The sequence below is a fragment of the Goodfellowiella coeruleoviolacea genome, from assembly GCF_024171785.1.
Classification (GTDB): Bacteria; Actinomycetota; Actinomycetes; order Mycobacteriales; family Pseudonocardiaceae; genus Goodfellowiella; species Goodfellowiella coeruleoviolacea.
Map to the genome: position 1 here is coordinate 66,114 of NZ_JAMTCK010000011.1, position 14,011 is coordinate 80,124.

Below are 14,011 nucleotides of genomic sequence, written 5' to 3' on the forward strand. Positions count from 1 at the left end.
ACGCTGGAGTCCCCGACCAGCCCAGCCGAGCAGAGAGAACCGCGTTGACCAACACCCCCGACGAGCGCAGGCCCAGCTACTTCGAGCGGCTCGGCGAGCACCGCTACCAGCCGACCCCCCACGCCGGCGGCGCGTGGCGCGACGACGAGCAGCACTTCAGCCCGCTCGGCGGTCTCATCGTGCACGCGATCGACCGCGCACGTGCCCGGGAGCGCCGCCCTGACCTGCTGGTCAGCCGCATCAGCTTCGACATCCTGGGCCGCATCGCCGTGGACGAGTTCGACATCCACGTGGAGACCGCGCGCCCTGGCCGCACCATCGAACTGGTGGACGCCACCGTCGTCATCGCCGGGCGTCCGGTGGTCCGGGCCCGCGTCTGGCTGCTGGCGGCGCTGGACACCAGCATCGTCGCCGGCGGCGAACCCGACCCGCTGCCCGCGCCCGAGTCGCTGCGGCCCTGGCCGATGGACTCGCTGTGGCCGGGTGGGTACATCGCCTCCCTGGACGTCCGGCCCGTCGGCGCACCCCAGCCAGGACGCACCACGGCGTGGGTGTCCACCCCGGTCGAACTCGTGGCCGGCGAGCCGGCCAGCCCGTTGGCGTCCTACGTCGCGCTCGTCGACACCGCCAACGGCATCGCCGTGCGCCAGGAACCCACCAAGTGGATGTTCCCCAACGTCGACCTGTCGATCCACCTCTACCGCCAGCCGGAGGGCCGCTGGACCGGTCTGGACACCAGCGTGGTCTTCGGCAGCCACGGCCAGGGGCTCACCAGCACCGTCCTGCACGACGTCCGCGGACCGGTCGGGTACGCGCAGCAGATCCTCACCGTCCGCCCCCTGGAGTCGTAGCACGGTCACGGGCGCCCGCCGCGCGCGGTCACGCCCCTGATCCGGGCCCACCGCACGCGGTTGGGGTGGCCGGGGAGCGGCCCGCGTTGGGGCCAACTCCCGTACCCGCGGCCACCCCCAGCCGGTTCGGGCCGGCCGGGCGCCGCGCCGGCCACAATTCCTCCTCACGGGACATCCCGGCCTGCCCCTGGCGGGCGCCGGCAAGCCACGCCCGTCGGAGGCGCTCCATGACCAACTCCCGCGATCCCGGCCCCACCTCCGGCCAGTCGCGCTGGGTGGACCTCTCCGCCGGCCGGTTCCACTACCGGGCCTGGGGCGGCGGTCGAACCGACGGCATCAGCGCCGTGCTGCTGCACAGCAGCGCCGGCTCGTCGGCCAGCTGGTCCCGGGTGGGCGCCGCCCTCGCCGCCGCGCGCTCCCACCACTGGTCAACGCGGCGCGGCGACTCCGGGGAGTTCCTCGTGCGGGCCTACCACCTGGCCCGCGCCCTGCTGACCCGGGTCGGCGAGCACCACCTGGCCTGGCTGGTCGCCGACCGCGCCCTCACCCCCGCGGCCCAGTCGCCCGATCCCCTCCTGATGGCGAGCTGCGCCTGGCACACCGGCACGGCTCTGCTGTTCCTCGGGCACTTCCGGGAATGCCGCGACCACACCGTGGCGGCGGCCCGCCACCTGTCCGCCGAGGCCCCCACCGCCTCCGCCGACCTCGCCCTCTGGGGTGCCCTGCACGTGCTGGCGGCCGAGGCCGCGGCCGGCGCGCAGGACGTGCCCGACTGCCAGGCCCTGGTCGCCGTGGCCGCCGAGGCCGCCCGGCAGCTCCCGGCCGACCGGGAGACCACCGGCGTCTGGTTCGGCGCCGACCTCGACCGCCTCGTGGCCCTGGCCGGGATCGCCTGAACCCGGGCCGGGTCTACGGCCAGCGCCCGGTCGCACCGGTCCGGGCCGCGCAGCAGCGGCACGCGAACGCGACCACCGGGATCACCGGCAGGTCGGTCATGGCCATGATGTTCGCCTGGTGCCACAGCAGCGCGGCCCTCGGCAGGCTCACCGCGCCCAGCGCGCGGCCGATGAGAGCGTCCAGCCTCGGGTTCTCGTAGCCGCCGTAGTTCCCGGCGCCGCGCAGCAGCTGCACCATGACCGACCGGTTGTTGTTGCCGTGCCAGTCCGGCGTCCAGCCCGGTGCGGCCAGCTCCCAGTGCCCGGTCTCGTCGGACATCAACTCCGCGTAGAACGCCGGCGTGGACAGGTACTTCGGCTCCAGCGCGATGCCCGCCCTGGCCAGCGCCGCGTCGCAGGCGTCGAACACCGACCGGTGCAGCGGGCTGTCGCGCACCAGCATCGCCAGCCGCAGTCCGTTCGGGAAACCGGCCTCGGCGAGCAGCGCGCGTGACTTCTCCGGGTCGCCGCGGTCGCCGGGCGTCGGGTACGGGTTGTACTTCGAGTAGCCGAGCGCGCCGGGCGGCACCATGGAGTGCGCGGGCACCGCGGTCACGCCGGGCAGCGCCGCGAAGATGTCGCGCACCGCGACCTTGTCCACGGCGTAGCCGATCGCCTGGCGCACCCGGAGGTCGGACAGCGCACCACCGGCCCGGAGGTTCAACACCAGGTACGGGTTGAGCGTGTAGCCGGGGCAGTGCTCGTCGGTCGCCGCGCCGTTCCACGTCACGATGCCGAACGGCCAGGCGGGATCGGCGCGCGGGCCGTGCCGGCGCACCACGATCCGGTCCGCCTCGGCCCGCCGGACCGGATCGGTCTCCGGCCGCCACACCGGGTTGCGCTCCAGCACCACCGCGTCGTCCGTCCGGTGCGCCACCCGGTACGGGCCGGCGGAGCGCTCGCCCTCGTGGGGTTCGGGCAGCGCGGTGGCATAGCCGGTGGACAACAGGTTGACCAGGTCGTTGGCGGGGTGGTGGAGGTGGAACACGAGGGTCCGGTCGTCCGCGGCCCGGACGTCCCGGACGGTGTCGGTGAAGAACCGGGCCACGTCGCCCGCGTGCCCCGGGTCGGTCATCCGGGCCAGGCCCCGGACGAAGTCGTGCGCGGTGACCTCGCGTGGTGGCTCGGTGTCCCACAGCACGCCGGGGCGCAGCCGCACGACGCACGTCAGCAGGTCGGCGGACAGGCCTCCGTTGTCCTGCGTTGGCACGGCCTCCGCCACGTCCGGCACGGGCACGAACACCTGGTCGCGCTCGGCCACGTCCGCCACCACGGGCACGGCGAACAGCTGCCGCGACAGCACCCGCAGCACCTGACCCGGGCGCAGGTGGTAGCCGCTGTCCGGGTCGAGGTGGTCCGGGTCGCCCGGCCCGAGGAAGGTCAGCGTTCGGGTGCCGGTCGTCGCCGCGGTGGTACCGCCGGGGCTGGCGTTCGCGCTCACCAAGGTCTCCTCCCGTCCGGGATCGCCACTGGTTCTTCCCGTCACATCGGCCGTTGCGCCACGAACAGCCCGGTGCCGTTCACCCAGCCCGGCAGGTACTCGCCGACCAGGCCCGCGCGTTGGAACGCCCGGTGGTAGTCGTCCTCGGTGAACAGCGAGACGACCTCGGTCTCGGTGAACCCGTCGATACCGGTGCGGTCGGCGACGACGAACCGGATGGTCATGCGGACGCGGTCGCCCTCGCGCACCGAGTGGGTGATGCGGGAGACCACCCGACCGTCCTCTTTGGACATATGACCGCCCACGTAGCCGTCGATGAACCGGTCGGTGAACCACCACGGCTCGACGATCAGCACGCCGCGCGGAGCCAGGCAGCGCGCCATCGCCGCGATCGCGGTCGCGAGGTCCTCCGGCGTCGGCATGTACGTGACGGCGAAGAACAAGCAGGTGACCACGTCGAACTCGCGGTCGACGGCGATCTCGCGCATGTCGTGCGGGTGCACGACCAGGCCCGGCACCCGGCTCTCGGCGATCTCGCGCATGGCCTCGGCCGGCTCCACGCCCGCCACGTGCGCGAAGCGCCCGGCGAACGCGGCCAGGTGCGCGCCCGTGCCGCACGCGACGTCCAGCAGTGACCTCGCGCCGGGGCAGCGGTCCAGCGCGACCTCGGCGACGGCGTCCGCCTCAGCGGCCCAGTCCTTGCCCCGGCTCACGAACACCGCGTCGTACAGCTCGGCGTGCTTCCTCCCGTAGCCCACCTCGGTTACTTTACTATCAAATAGCGAATTCGGGAGGTGTCGTGAGCGAACCGGTTGTCCGGGAGTACCTGCTGCTCGGGTTGCGGATCGGTCGGCTGGTCCCGGGTTTCGTGGACTGCTGGTTCGGCGACCCGCGGCTGGCCCGCCAGGTGGACGACGAGCCGCCCGCCGACCCCGCCGCGCTGGCCGCACACGCCCGGGCACTGCGCGCCGACCTTCCCGCCAGTGGCCTGTCCGCGCGGCGGTCACGCTTCCTGGACGGCCAACTCGGCGCGCTCGCGTGCACCGCGGACCGGCTCGCCGGGGTGGAGGTGCCGTTCCTGGCGGAGGTCCGGGAGTACTTCGGGGTGGAGATCGAACCGACCGACGTCGAGGTGTACGCGGCGATCCACGACGAGATCGCCGAGCTGCTGCCCGGTTCCGCTCCCCTGCTCGACCGCGTGACGCGGTTCCAGGAGCACGACCGCGTCCCGGCCGGCCAGCTCGTGCCCGCCGCCCGCGCCGTGTCCGACCGGCTCAGGCTCCGCACCCGTGAACTGTTCGGCCTGCCCGAGGACGAGTCGGTCGCCTACGAGGCGGTCGCGGACCGGCCGTGGAACGCGTTCAACCGCTACCACGGCCACTACCGCTCGGCGATCGCGCTCAACTCCGACGTGCGGCACCGCATGGCCGCGCTGCCACTGCTCGTGACGCACGAGGCCTACCCCGGCCACCACACCGAGCACTGCCGCAAGGAGCGGGTGCTGGTGCGCGAGCAGGGGCACGACGAGCAGACGATCGCACTGGTGAACACGCCCCAGTGCCTGATGGCGGAGGGCATCGCGGAGGCCGCCCTGCCCGCCGTGCTCGGGGCGGGGTGGGGTCGCTGGACGCAGGACCTGCTGGCGGAACTCGGCCTGGCGCTGGACGGCGAACTGTCCGAACTCCTGCTCCGGCGCACCACACTGCTCATGGCGGCCCGCCAGGACGCGGCCATCCTCCTGCACGACCGGGGCGCCGACCCGGACGAGGTCGTGGCCTACCTGCGGCGCTGGATGCTCGTGGACGAACAGCGCGCCGCGCACGCCGTCCGGTTCCTCACCGATCCCCTGTGGCGCGCCTACTCCACCACCTACATCGAGGGTTCCCGACGGGTCCGGGCCTGGCTGGACGCCCGACCGGAGGACCAGTCCGTGGCCGACCGCTACCGGACGCTGCTGGACGAGCCGCTGACCCCCGCGGACCTCGCGGTGTGAGCCGGGGCGGCGGGCAGACTACGCACCCGCCGCCCCGACCGGCGTCCTTGTCTCAGCCGCGCGCCTTGAACAGCTCGGCCGCCAGTCCCTCGATGTGGCCGTGCCACGCGTGCAGCGCCGAGTCCCGCAGGTCCGCCGAGCCCGTGTCACCCTGCTGCGTCAGCGTCAGCCGCGCGCCGCCGTTGCCGGGCCGGAACTCGTAGCGCACGGTTCCCGCCGGCTTGCCGTCGTTGAGCCACTCGAACTCGACGTGCTCGGCCTTAGCCGCGGACAGCACCTTGCCGGTGGAGGCGCCGGGATGCGCGAACCCCGACGGCACCGGGTCGCCCTCGGACACGCCGTCCGAGCCGCCGGACAGCACCGCCCACACCTTGTCGGCGGGTTCGCGCAGCTGCCGCTCGAACCGCACGATCCAGCCGTCGCCGGTGGTCAGCACCACGCCCTCGTCCAGACCGAACTCCTTGACCAGCCGCTCGTGCAGGGCGACCGAGTCGTTGTCGACCTCCACCTGGTCAGCGCCACCGGCGACCTGCTCCAGCGCGTCGAGGCAGTCGGTCCAGCCGGACGCGTTGCTGGCCGCGGCCGGGCGGTCGTCGAAGGTGTGCGAGAAGACCAGCTGCGAGCCGCCGTCCACCGGGGTGATCTCGAAGCGCAGCAGGTCGTCCTCCTCGCGGAACGCGAAGACCTTCGGCGGGTCGACCTCGGTGATGATGCCCTCGAATGTCGAGCCGTCACCCGCGTCGAAGCTGACCTTGCCGCCCTCCTTCAGCTCCAGCTCGGCCACGGGGAAGGGGTACCACTTGCTGATGTGCGAGGGCTCGGTGAGGGCGCTCCACACCTTCTCCGGCGGGTGCGCCAGACGGCGTTCCATGCGCAGTTGGGACCGGCCGTCCACGGTCAGCAGCGCGATGTCCTTCACGGGACTGCTCCTTAGTCGTTTCGATCACGGGAACGGGAAGGCTCGACAAGTACCCCGAACATAACAGGGCGAGAATATACTGACAACAGTATATATGCGATCCCACTCCATTGGGTGACGCACAGTCACCGCGCCCCGCGCGTGGCCGCGGGTCACCGCGTCCACCGGGTGACGCCCTGGTCACCGGGCCAGCGCCTCCACCCGCTCCACCAGGGACAGTGGCGTCGGCATGCCCGCGATCTCCGCGCGCACCTCGGCCGCGGCCGCCCGCGCCCGGTCGTCGGACAGCAGCCGCTCCACCGCCTCGACGTCCAGTTCGTCCGGCGTCACCCACCGGCCCAGCCCCCGGTCCTGCATCAGCACGGAGTGGATGAAGTTCGGCGCGACGGCGGGCACGGTCAGCTGGGGCAGGCCGGCGTCGAGCGCGTTCAGCATGGTGCCGGCGCCGCCCTGGTGCAGGATGGCCGTGCAGCCGTCGAGCAGCTCGCGCAGGGGCACCCACTCGCGCAGGTACGTCAGGCCCGAGGGCAGGGAATCCGGGTCGATGTGCCGGGGGTCGATGCCGATCAGCACGAACTCCGCGTCCGACCGGCGGGACAGGTCCGCCAGCAGCGGCAGGAACCGGCCGAGGAACGCCTCCGCGTCCACGTCCGGCCCGATCAGCCCCATCGAGCCGAGCGTCACGGCCACGCGCGCCCGCCCCTCGGGTCGGCGGCGGAGATCCGCCGGGACCACGCCGCCACCGTTGTGCGGGATGTGGCGCAGCAGCCACGCGCCCTCCTGCGCCGGCACCATGGACGGCGGCGCGATGTCCACGACCGCCCGTGGCACGGCCGCCAGGTGCTCGGCCGTCAGGCCCAGCCGCTCCAGCGTCGCCGGGATCAGGCGAGCCAGCTCGTCGTAGAACCGTCCGGTGCGCAACAGCCCGAACCCGTGCTCCACGGCCGGCACGCCGAGCAGGGCCGCGGTCACCAGGCCCGCTCCCTGCAGCTGGGAGTGCACGATGAGGTCCGGCCGGAACTCGCGCGCGGCACGCACCATCGGGTCCACGAACGTGCTCGCCACGTAGCCGAGGACGGGCCAGCCCTCCTCCACGGTGTGCAGCCGCGACCAGACCATCCGGCGGTGCGCGGGTTCGAGTTCCGGCATCGCCTCGGCCGAGCCCGGGTCGGCCGGACCGAAGTCGACCACCGGCAGCCCGCCGGCCACCGCGAGCGCCGCACCGGAGGTCGCGACGCGCACGTCGTGGCCGTTCGCGCGCAGGGCCCACGCGAGCGGGACCATCGGCAGGAGATCCTTCGCCTGGGGTGTCGAGAGGAAGAGCACCCGCATGTCCGTCCTCCAGAGCCGATGGTCTCTTGCTGTAAAATCCTATAGCTGGGCCTGCGGAGCGGCAATCGGGGGGAGCACCATGGGTGGCTACAGCGAGCGGCACGCCGAGGTCTACGAGGACATCCTGGTGAGCCGGGGCAAGGACTGGGCCGCCGAGGCCGCGCTGATCACCCGGCTGGTCCGCGAGCACCGCCCGGACGCCGGCTCACTGCTGGATGTCGCCTGCGGCACCGGAGTCCACCTCCAGTCCTTCCGCACCGAGTTCCCCGACGTGGCCGGCGTGGACGCGTCACCGGCCATGCTGGACCGCGCCGCCGCACGGCTGCCGGACGTCCCACTCACCCTCGGCGACATGCGCGAGTTCGACCTCGGCCGCACCTTCGACGCGGTGACGTGCCTGTGCTTCGCAATCGGTTACATGACCACCACGGCGGAGCTGGGGCGGGCGATCGGCCGGATGGCCGCGCACGTGCGGCCGGGCGGCGTGCTGGTGGTGGAACCGTGGTGGTTCCCGGAGCGGTTCCTCGACGGGTACGTGGACGGGCACCTGCTGCGCGACGAGCACCGGGTCGTCTCCCGCGTCACGCACTCCTCGCGGGACAACGGCGCCACCCGGATGGAGGTGCGCATCGTCATCGCCGAACCGTCCGGCGTCCGCGAGTTCACCGAGTACGAGGTGGTCTCGCTGTTCACCCTGGACGAGTACCTGGCCGCGTTCCGGGCAGCCGGGTGCACCGCGCGGTTCCGGCCGGACGAGCCCAACGGCCGGGGTCTGTTCGTGGCGACACGGGGCTGAGCCGCGCCCGCGCCCGCCGCGCCGGCGTGGCCGCGGGGCGGGCCGGCTGGACCGGGACCGCTGGTGGGACTTGCGGTCCCGGTCGCCACGCGGCGGGGTTGTGCGGCTAGCGCGGTGGTTTGGTTCCCGAGGTGAGCAGGGCCTGGCCGGTCAGCACCACGGGCCCGGCACCGAACTCGGCGCGCAGTGCCGCGACACCGTCCGCGCGCAGCGCCCGCGCCCGGTCGGCGGGCATGGTGGCGAGCAGCGCGATCAGCGGCCCCATGGTGCGTTCGAACATGTGCCAGCACGCCACGGCGTCACCGATCTCGATCAGCGCCGTCTCGAACGGCCGCACCACCACGTCGGTGAAGCCGGCACCGGCGAACAGCTCGCGCAGCCGGTTCGCGTCGGACAGCGCCACCGGGCCCGGACCTGACGGCGGTCCGTCGGGCGGCGGCACGTGCCTGGCGATCACCTGGGAACTGATCCGCAGCGCCATGCAGAGTCCGGGATCGCCCAGCGTGGTGGCGACCATCCGGCCGCCGGGGACCAGGGCCTCGTGCACGGCGCGCAGCGCGGCGTCGGGCTCGGGCATGTACTGGAGCCCGACCCGGCACACCGCCACGTCGAACTCCTCCGGCGGCAGACCGAGTTCGCGTTCGTCGGGGATCACCCGGAACTCGACGTTGGCCGCGCCGGCGCGCTCGGCCCACTGCCGCGCTCCGGCGATCATCTCCGGGGAGAGGTCGAGACCGAGCACCGTCCCGGTCGGGCCGACGGCGGCGGCGAGCGCGTCGGTGGGGTTGCCGATGCCGCAGGCGAGGTCGAGCACCCGGTCACCGGGGCGGGGGGCGGCCTCGGCGAGGATGCGGGCGGTCATGGTGCCGGAACGCGCGGAGAGGTTGTCCCGGAACTCCAGCCATCCCGGGGCGGAGAGGGCCCACTCCTGGCGCTGCCGCTGGCGAGCGGTGTCCGCGTTGACCATGCACTGCTCTCCGATCATCCGAAATCTGCTAACATAAAATATAGTAAACGCCCGAGTGGCTCTTCCGCGGGAACCGCGCAGACCGATGTCAGGCGGACGGATGACCGACGACGTGGACCACCCGGTCCGATTCGACGTGCTGGGGTGCGCACGCGTCGCGTGGCGGCACTTCCTGCCCGCCCTGGCACTGGCCAGGGGCGCCAGCCTGACCGCGGTGGCCAGCAGGGACCAGGGCAGGGCGGAGCGGTTCGCCCGGGAGTTCGGCTGCGCGGCGGTCACCGGGTACCGGGCGCTGCTCGACCGGGACGACGTGGACGCCGTCTACCTGCCGCTGCCCACCGGTCTGCACGCGCGGTGGGCGGCGGAGGCGCTGCGCGCCGGCAAGCACGTGCTGGTGGAGAAGCCCATGGCGACCACTCGCGCCGACGCCGAGGAACTCGTGGAACTGGCCCGGCGCGTCGGCCGGTGCGTCGCGGAGAACCGCATGTTCGCCCACCACCCGCAGCACGAGGCGGTGCGCGCACTGGTCGCCGACGGCGCGATCGGCGCGCTGCGCGTCGTCACCTCGGCCATGGCGGTCCCGCCGCTGCCGACGCACGCGCCTGTGGTCCGCGTCGAGCGGCCTGGCCGCGGCGACGGACTGCGGCTGCCCGCGGCCGACCAGTTCCGGGAAGCGATCACCGCCTTCGCCCGCGCCGTCCGGGCGGGCGCGGTCCGACCCGACGTGCTCGCCGCGACGCTGCGCGGCCTGGAACTCGTGGACGCGGTGAGGGAGGCGGCATGACCGACGACGAGAGCGCCGAGACCAGGCAGCGCATCCTGGAACTCGTCCACGACTACGACAAGCAGACCGCGCCGGAGGGCGCGTTCCAGCCCGGGCGCACACCGATCCGCACCTCCGGTGCGGTGCTCACCGCCGAGGACCGCGCGGCCCTGGTGGAAGCCGCGCTGGAGCTGCGGATCGCGTCCGGGGCGACCGCGCGGCGGTTCGAGCGCGCCTTCGCCCGCGAGCTGGGCGTGCGCAAGGCGCACCTGGTGAACTCCGGCTCGTCGGCGAACCTGCTGGCGGTCACCGCGCTCACCTCGCCCACCCTCGGCGCCGACGCGCTGCGGCCGGGCGACGAGGTGATCACGGTCGCGGCGGGCTTTCCCACCACGGTCAACCCGATCCTGCAGAACGGCCTGGTGCCGGTGTTCGTGGACGTGGAACTGGGCACCTACAACACCACCCCGGAGCGGGTGGCGGCGGCGATCGGGCCGCGCACCCGGGCGATCGTCATGGCACACACCCTCGGCAACCCGTTCGCCGCCGAGGAGATCCGCGACGTGGCCCGCGAGCACGGTCTCTACCTGGTCGAGGACAACTGCGACGCGGTCGGCTCACGCTACCGGGGCCGGCCAACCGGCGGGTTCGGCGACCTGAGCACCGCGAGTTTCTACCCCGCGCACCACATCACCTCGGGCGAGGGCGGGTGCGTGACGACGAACAACCCGGTGCTGGCGCGGATCGTGGAATCGCTGCGCGACTGGGGCCGGGACTGCTGGTGCGAGCCGGGCCAGGACGACGCGTGCCGCCGGCGGTTCGCCTTCCGGCTGGGTGGGCTGCCGCCGGGCTACGACCACAAGTACACGTTCTCGCACGTGGGCTACAACCTGAAGACCACCGACCTGCAGGCGGCGCTGGCGCTCAACCAACTCGGCAGGCTGGGCGAGTTCACCCTGGCGCGGCAGGAGAACTGGCGGCGGCTGCGCGCGGGGCTGGACGGCCTGCCGTGGCTGCTGCTGCCCTCCCCCACCCCGGACAGCGAGCCGAGCTGGTTCGGGTTCGCCATCACGGTGGCCGCCGACGCGCCGTTCGGCCGGCACGAGCTGGTCCGGTTCCTGGAGTCGCGGCGGATCGCCACGCGCATGCTGTTCGCCGGCAACCTGGTGCGCCAGCCCGCGTACACCGGCCGGAACTTCCGGGTGTCGGGCAGCCTGGCCAACACGGACGCGGTGACCGAGCGGAGCTTCTGGATCGGCGTGTACCCCGGCATCACCGCTGAGATGGCGGACTACGTGGTGGCGTCGTTGCACGAGTGGACCGCCCGGTTCGGGTAGCGGGACTCCAGCAGCCGGGCCAGGTGTGCGGCGAGCGCGGACGAGTCGCGCAGCCGTGTGCCGTCGAGGGTGTGCACGCGGGTCACCTTGTGGCCCGCGGAGGTCAGGAACACCCCGTCGGCCGCGTGCAGGTCGGCCGCGCTGATCGGTTCGGTCCGCACCTGCCAGCCGGCGGCCTCGGCCGCCGCGAACAGCGCGGCCTGGGTGGTGCCGGGCAGCACGCCGAGGCTGGCCGGGGTGGTGCGCAGGACATCGCCGTGCGCGACGACCACGGTCGAGGTCGGTCCTTCCAGGACGGTGCCGTCCGGCGCGGTGAAGATGGCGTCGTCCGCGCCCTGCTCCTCGACGTAGCGGGTGGCGGCCATGTTGACCGCGTAGGACAGCGACTTCACGCCGTGCAGCAGCCAGGGCGCGCGACCCACCAGCCCGGGGTCCAGGCCCCGCTCCAGCGACAGCGCGGCGACCCCGGTCCGCCGCAGTTGCCTGCGCCTGGGCGAGACCGGGATGCCGTAGGCGAAGGCGGTGGTGGCGGTGCCGTCCGGTGCGGTGCCGCGCGTGCAGACGAGGGTGAGCGACAGCTCGTCGGGGCGGCCCCACCCGGCCACGGCGGCGGCGACGCAGCGCCGCCAGGCAGCCGGGTCGGGTGGGGGCAGGCCGAGGAGCGCGGCCGACCGGGCGAGCCGGTCCAGGTGGGCGTCCAGTTCGCGCGGCACGGCGTGCTCGACCAGGACGGTCTCGAACACGCCGTCACCGCGCATCAGGCCGAGGTCCCCCGCCCGCACCAGCGGTACGGCCGGGTCGGCCAGGGTGCCGTCCAGCAGGGCCAGCAGCCGGTCGTCGGTCACCGCAGGCTCTTCGCGCGGAACAGGTACATCGACAGCGGCGCGAAGATCACCAGCAGCGCGGCGCACGCCACCAGGCCCCCCAGCAGCTGGCCGCTGGTCAGATCGCCGGCGGTGAGGCCGCGCACGGTGGTGACCGCGTGGGTGATCGGGTTGGCGTTGACGACCGCCGCCAGCCAGCCGGGCATCGTGTCCGGCAGCACGAACACGTTGCTCGCGAACACCAGCGGGAACAGCACCATCGAGCTGAGCTGGTTCACCGACTCGGGCGACTTGAGCACCAGGCCCGCCGCGTTCCACATCCAGCCCAGGCAGAACGCGAACAGCTGGAGGAACAGGAACGCCCCCAGCACGCCCAGCACACCGCCGGCGGGCCGGAAGCCCAGCAGCACGCCGAGCACGGTCACCACGACCAGGGCGATCGCGTAGCGCAGCACGTCACCGAGCAGCGCGCCGGCGAGGATGCCCGGTCGCCAGATCGACAGGCCCCGGAAGCGGTCGAAGATGCCCTTGGTGATGTCGGTGTTGAGCGAGATGCCCGTGTACATGTTGATCATGATCACCGTCATCACCAGGATGCCCGGCATCAGGAACTGGAGGTAGTCCCCGGTCGATCCGGCCAGCGCCCCACCGAACAGGAAGGTGAAGACCAGGGTGAACATGATCGGCAGGATGAACGAGGAGTAGAGCTGGTCCGGGTCGTGCTTGATCTTGAGCAGCGCCCGCCAGGCGAACGTCCAGGACGTCGCGAGCGCACCGGGCCGCTTGGGCCGCGTGCGGGTGATCAGTGCCGCGCCGGCGGGCCGGTCGGCGTCGGTCGCCGTTGTCGAGCTGGTCATGCCGCGTCCTCCTCCGCACCCTTCTCGTCGACCTCCACCGGATGCCCGGTGAGCGCCAGGAACACCTCGTCCATGCTGGGCTCGGCGAGCCGGTAGCCGCTGACCGCCACGCCCGCGCGGCTCAGCTCCACCAGCGCCGCGCCGACCCGCTCGGGGTCGGACGACGCCACGGACAGCGCGTCCGGCTCGGCCGCGAGGTGCACCTGCCCGCCGATGACGCGGGCGAGGATGCGCTCGGCCTCGGACCGCTGGCCCGCCTCCGCCAGCCGGACGTGCACCGCGCCGGAGCCCACGGACGACTTCAGCTCGCCCGGCGTGCCCTCGGCCACGATCCGACCCCGGTCGATCACCGCGACCCGGTCCGCGAGGCGGTCGGCCTCCTCCAGGTACTGCGTGGTGAGCAGCACCGTGGTGCCCGCCTCGACCAGCGAGCGGATGATCTCCCAGACCTGGTTGCGCGAACGCGGGTCCAGCCCGGTGGTCGGTTCGTCCAGGAACAGCAGGTCGGGGGTGACGATGAGGCTGGCGGCGATGTCCAACCGGCGGCGCATGCCGCCCGAGTAGGTCTTGACCTGCCGGCCGGCGGCGTCGGCCAGGTCGAACGCGTCGAGCAGCTGCGCGCCGCGCTCGGCGGCCTCGGCCTTGGTGAAGCCGAGCAGCCGGCCCAGCAGCACGAGGTTCTCGCTGCCGGTGAGCTGCTCGTCCACTGAGGCGTACTGACCGGTCAGGCTCATCCGGGCGCGGATCTCGTCGGCCTCCCGGATCAGGTCGTGGCCGAGCACGCGGGCCGTGCCGGCGTCCGGCTGGAGCAGCGTGGCGAGCACGCGCACGGTGGTGGTCTTGCCCGCGCCGTTGGGTCCGAGGAAGCCGTACACCCCGCCCGTGGGCACGACGAGGTCCACGCCGTCCAGCGCCCGGGTCTCCCCGAATGTCTTGACCAGGCCGGAGGCCTCGATCGCCGGTTCGGCCGCCGTCACAACCCCCACCTCCCCACTG

Annotated in this window: 14 protein-coding genes; 6 read left to right on the top strand and 8 right to left on the bottom strand. The window is 73.2% G+C overall.

The window, feature by feature from the left end; all coding sequences use genetic code 11:
* Positions 1-44: 44 nt before the first annotated feature.
* A complete protein-coding gene (locus tag LX83_RS23155; RefSeq protein WP_253774837.1) occupies positions 45-851 on the top strand; it encodes a thioesterase family protein in 807 nt (268 codons plus the stop codon).
* Between the two features lie 227 nt (positions 852-1,078).
* On the top strand, positions 1,079-1,747 hold the full coding sequence (locus LX83_RS23160; protein WP_253774839.1) for a hypothetical protein: 669 nt from the start codon (positions 1,079-1,081) through the stop codon (positions 1,745-1,747).
* 13 nt (positions 1,748-1,760) lie between these two features.
* Here the strand turns inward: LX83_RS23160 and LX83_RS23165 are convergent, their stop codons facing one another.
* Both LX83_RS23165 and LX83_RS23170 read right to left on the bottom strand, forming a co-directional pair.
* Complete coding sequence (locus LX83_RS23165; RefSeq protein WP_253774841.1) at positions 1,761-3,227, bottom strand: ABC transporter substrate-binding protein; 1,467 nt, start codon at positions 3,225-3,227, stop codon at positions 1,761-1,763.
* A 41-nt stretch (positions 3,228-3,268) separates the two neighbouring features.
* Complete coding sequence (locus LX83_RS23170; protein WP_253774844.1) at positions 3,269-3,985, bottom strand: class I SAM-dependent methyltransferase; 717 nt, start codon at positions 3,983-3,985, stop codon at positions 3,269-3,271.
* A 41-nt stretch (positions 3,986-4,026) separates the two neighbouring features.
* On the opposite strand from LX83_RS23170, the gene LX83_RS23175 reads away from it, so the two are divergent.
* Positions 4,027-5,220: a DUF885 family protein gene (locus tag LX83_RS23175; RefSeq protein WP_253774846.1), complete on the top strand. Its 1,194-nt coding sequence runs from the start codon at positions 4,027-4,029 to the stop codon at positions 5,218-5,220.
* Between the two features lie 52 nt (positions 5,221-5,272).
* Here LX83_RS23175 and LX83_RS23180 read toward each other — a convergent pair whose 3' ends face one another.
* Both LX83_RS23180 and LX83_RS23185 read right to left on the bottom strand, forming a co-directional pair.
* The gene (locus tag LX83_RS23180) at positions 5,273-6,139 is read right to left on the bottom strand and encodes an SRPBCC family protein (protein ID WP_253774848.1); all 867 of its coding nucleotides are present in this window, start codon (positions 6,137-6,139) and stop codon (positions 5,273-5,275) included.
* A gap of 180 nt (positions 6,140-6,319) precedes the next feature.
* Positions 6,320-7,423: a glycosyltransferase gene (locus LX83_RS23185; protein ID WP_253774850.1), complete on the bottom strand. Its 1,104-nt coding sequence runs from the start codon at positions 7,421-7,423 to the stop codon at positions 6,320-6,322.
* Between the two features lie 127 nt (positions 7,424-7,550).
* Between LX83_RS23185 and LX83_RS23190 the strand changes: the two genes are divergently transcribed.
* Positions 7,551-8,267, top strand: coding sequence for a class I SAM-dependent DNA methyltransferase (locus LX83_RS23190; RefSeq protein ID WP_253774852.1), 717 nt, complete (start codon positions 7,551-7,553; stop codon positions 8,265-8,267).
* Positions 8,268-8,373: 106 nt separating this feature from the next.
* Here LX83_RS23190 and LX83_RS23195 read toward each other — a convergent pair whose 3' ends face one another.
* Entirely contained in the window at positions 8,374-9,252 is an 879-nt protein-coding gene (locus LX83_RS23195; RefSeq protein ID WP_253774854.1) for a class I SAM-dependent methyltransferase, read from the bottom strand.
* 82 nt (positions 9,253-9,334) lie between these two features.
* On the opposite strand from LX83_RS23195, the gene LX83_RS23200 reads away from it, so the two are divergent.
* Positions 9,335-10,018, top strand: a complete 684-nt coding sequence (locus LX83_RS23200; RefSeq protein ID WP_253774856.1) for a Gfo/Idh/MocA family protein — start codon at positions 9,335-9,337, stop codon at positions 10,016-10,018.
* Positions 10,015-11,334, top strand: coding sequence for a lipopolysaccharide biosynthesis protein RfbH (gene rfbH, locus LX83_RS23205; protein ID WP_253774858.1), 1,320 nt, complete (start codon positions 10,015-10,017; stop codon positions 11,332-11,334). Before LX83_RS23200 ends, rfbH begins: the two co-directional genes overlap by 4 nt.
* Here rfbH and LX83_RS23210 read toward each other — a convergent pair.
* From LX83_RS23210 to LX83_RS23220, 3 genes are read right to left on the bottom strand one after another with little or no spacing between them, the layout of a single operon-like run.
* The gene (locus LX83_RS23210) at positions 11,289-12,179 is read right to left on the bottom strand and encodes an aminotransferase class IV (protein ID WP_253774860.1); all 891 of its coding nucleotides are present in this window, start codon (positions 12,177-12,179) and stop codon (positions 11,289-11,291) included. The genes rfbH and LX83_RS23210 overlap by 46 nt on opposite strands.
* Complete coding sequence (locus LX83_RS23215) at positions 12,176-13,015, bottom strand: ABC transporter permease (protein WP_253774862.1); 840 nt, start codon at positions 13,013-13,015, stop codon at positions 12,176-12,178. Before LX83_RS23215 ends, LX83_RS23210 begins: the two co-directional genes overlap by 4 nt.
* Entirely contained in the window at positions 13,012-13,992 is a 981-nt protein-coding gene (locus LX83_RS23220) for an ATP-binding cassette domain-containing protein (RefSeq protein WP_253774863.1), read from the bottom strand. Before LX83_RS23220 ends, LX83_RS23215 begins: the two co-directional genes overlap by 4 nt.
* Positions 13,993-14,011 lie beyond the last annotated feature (19 nt).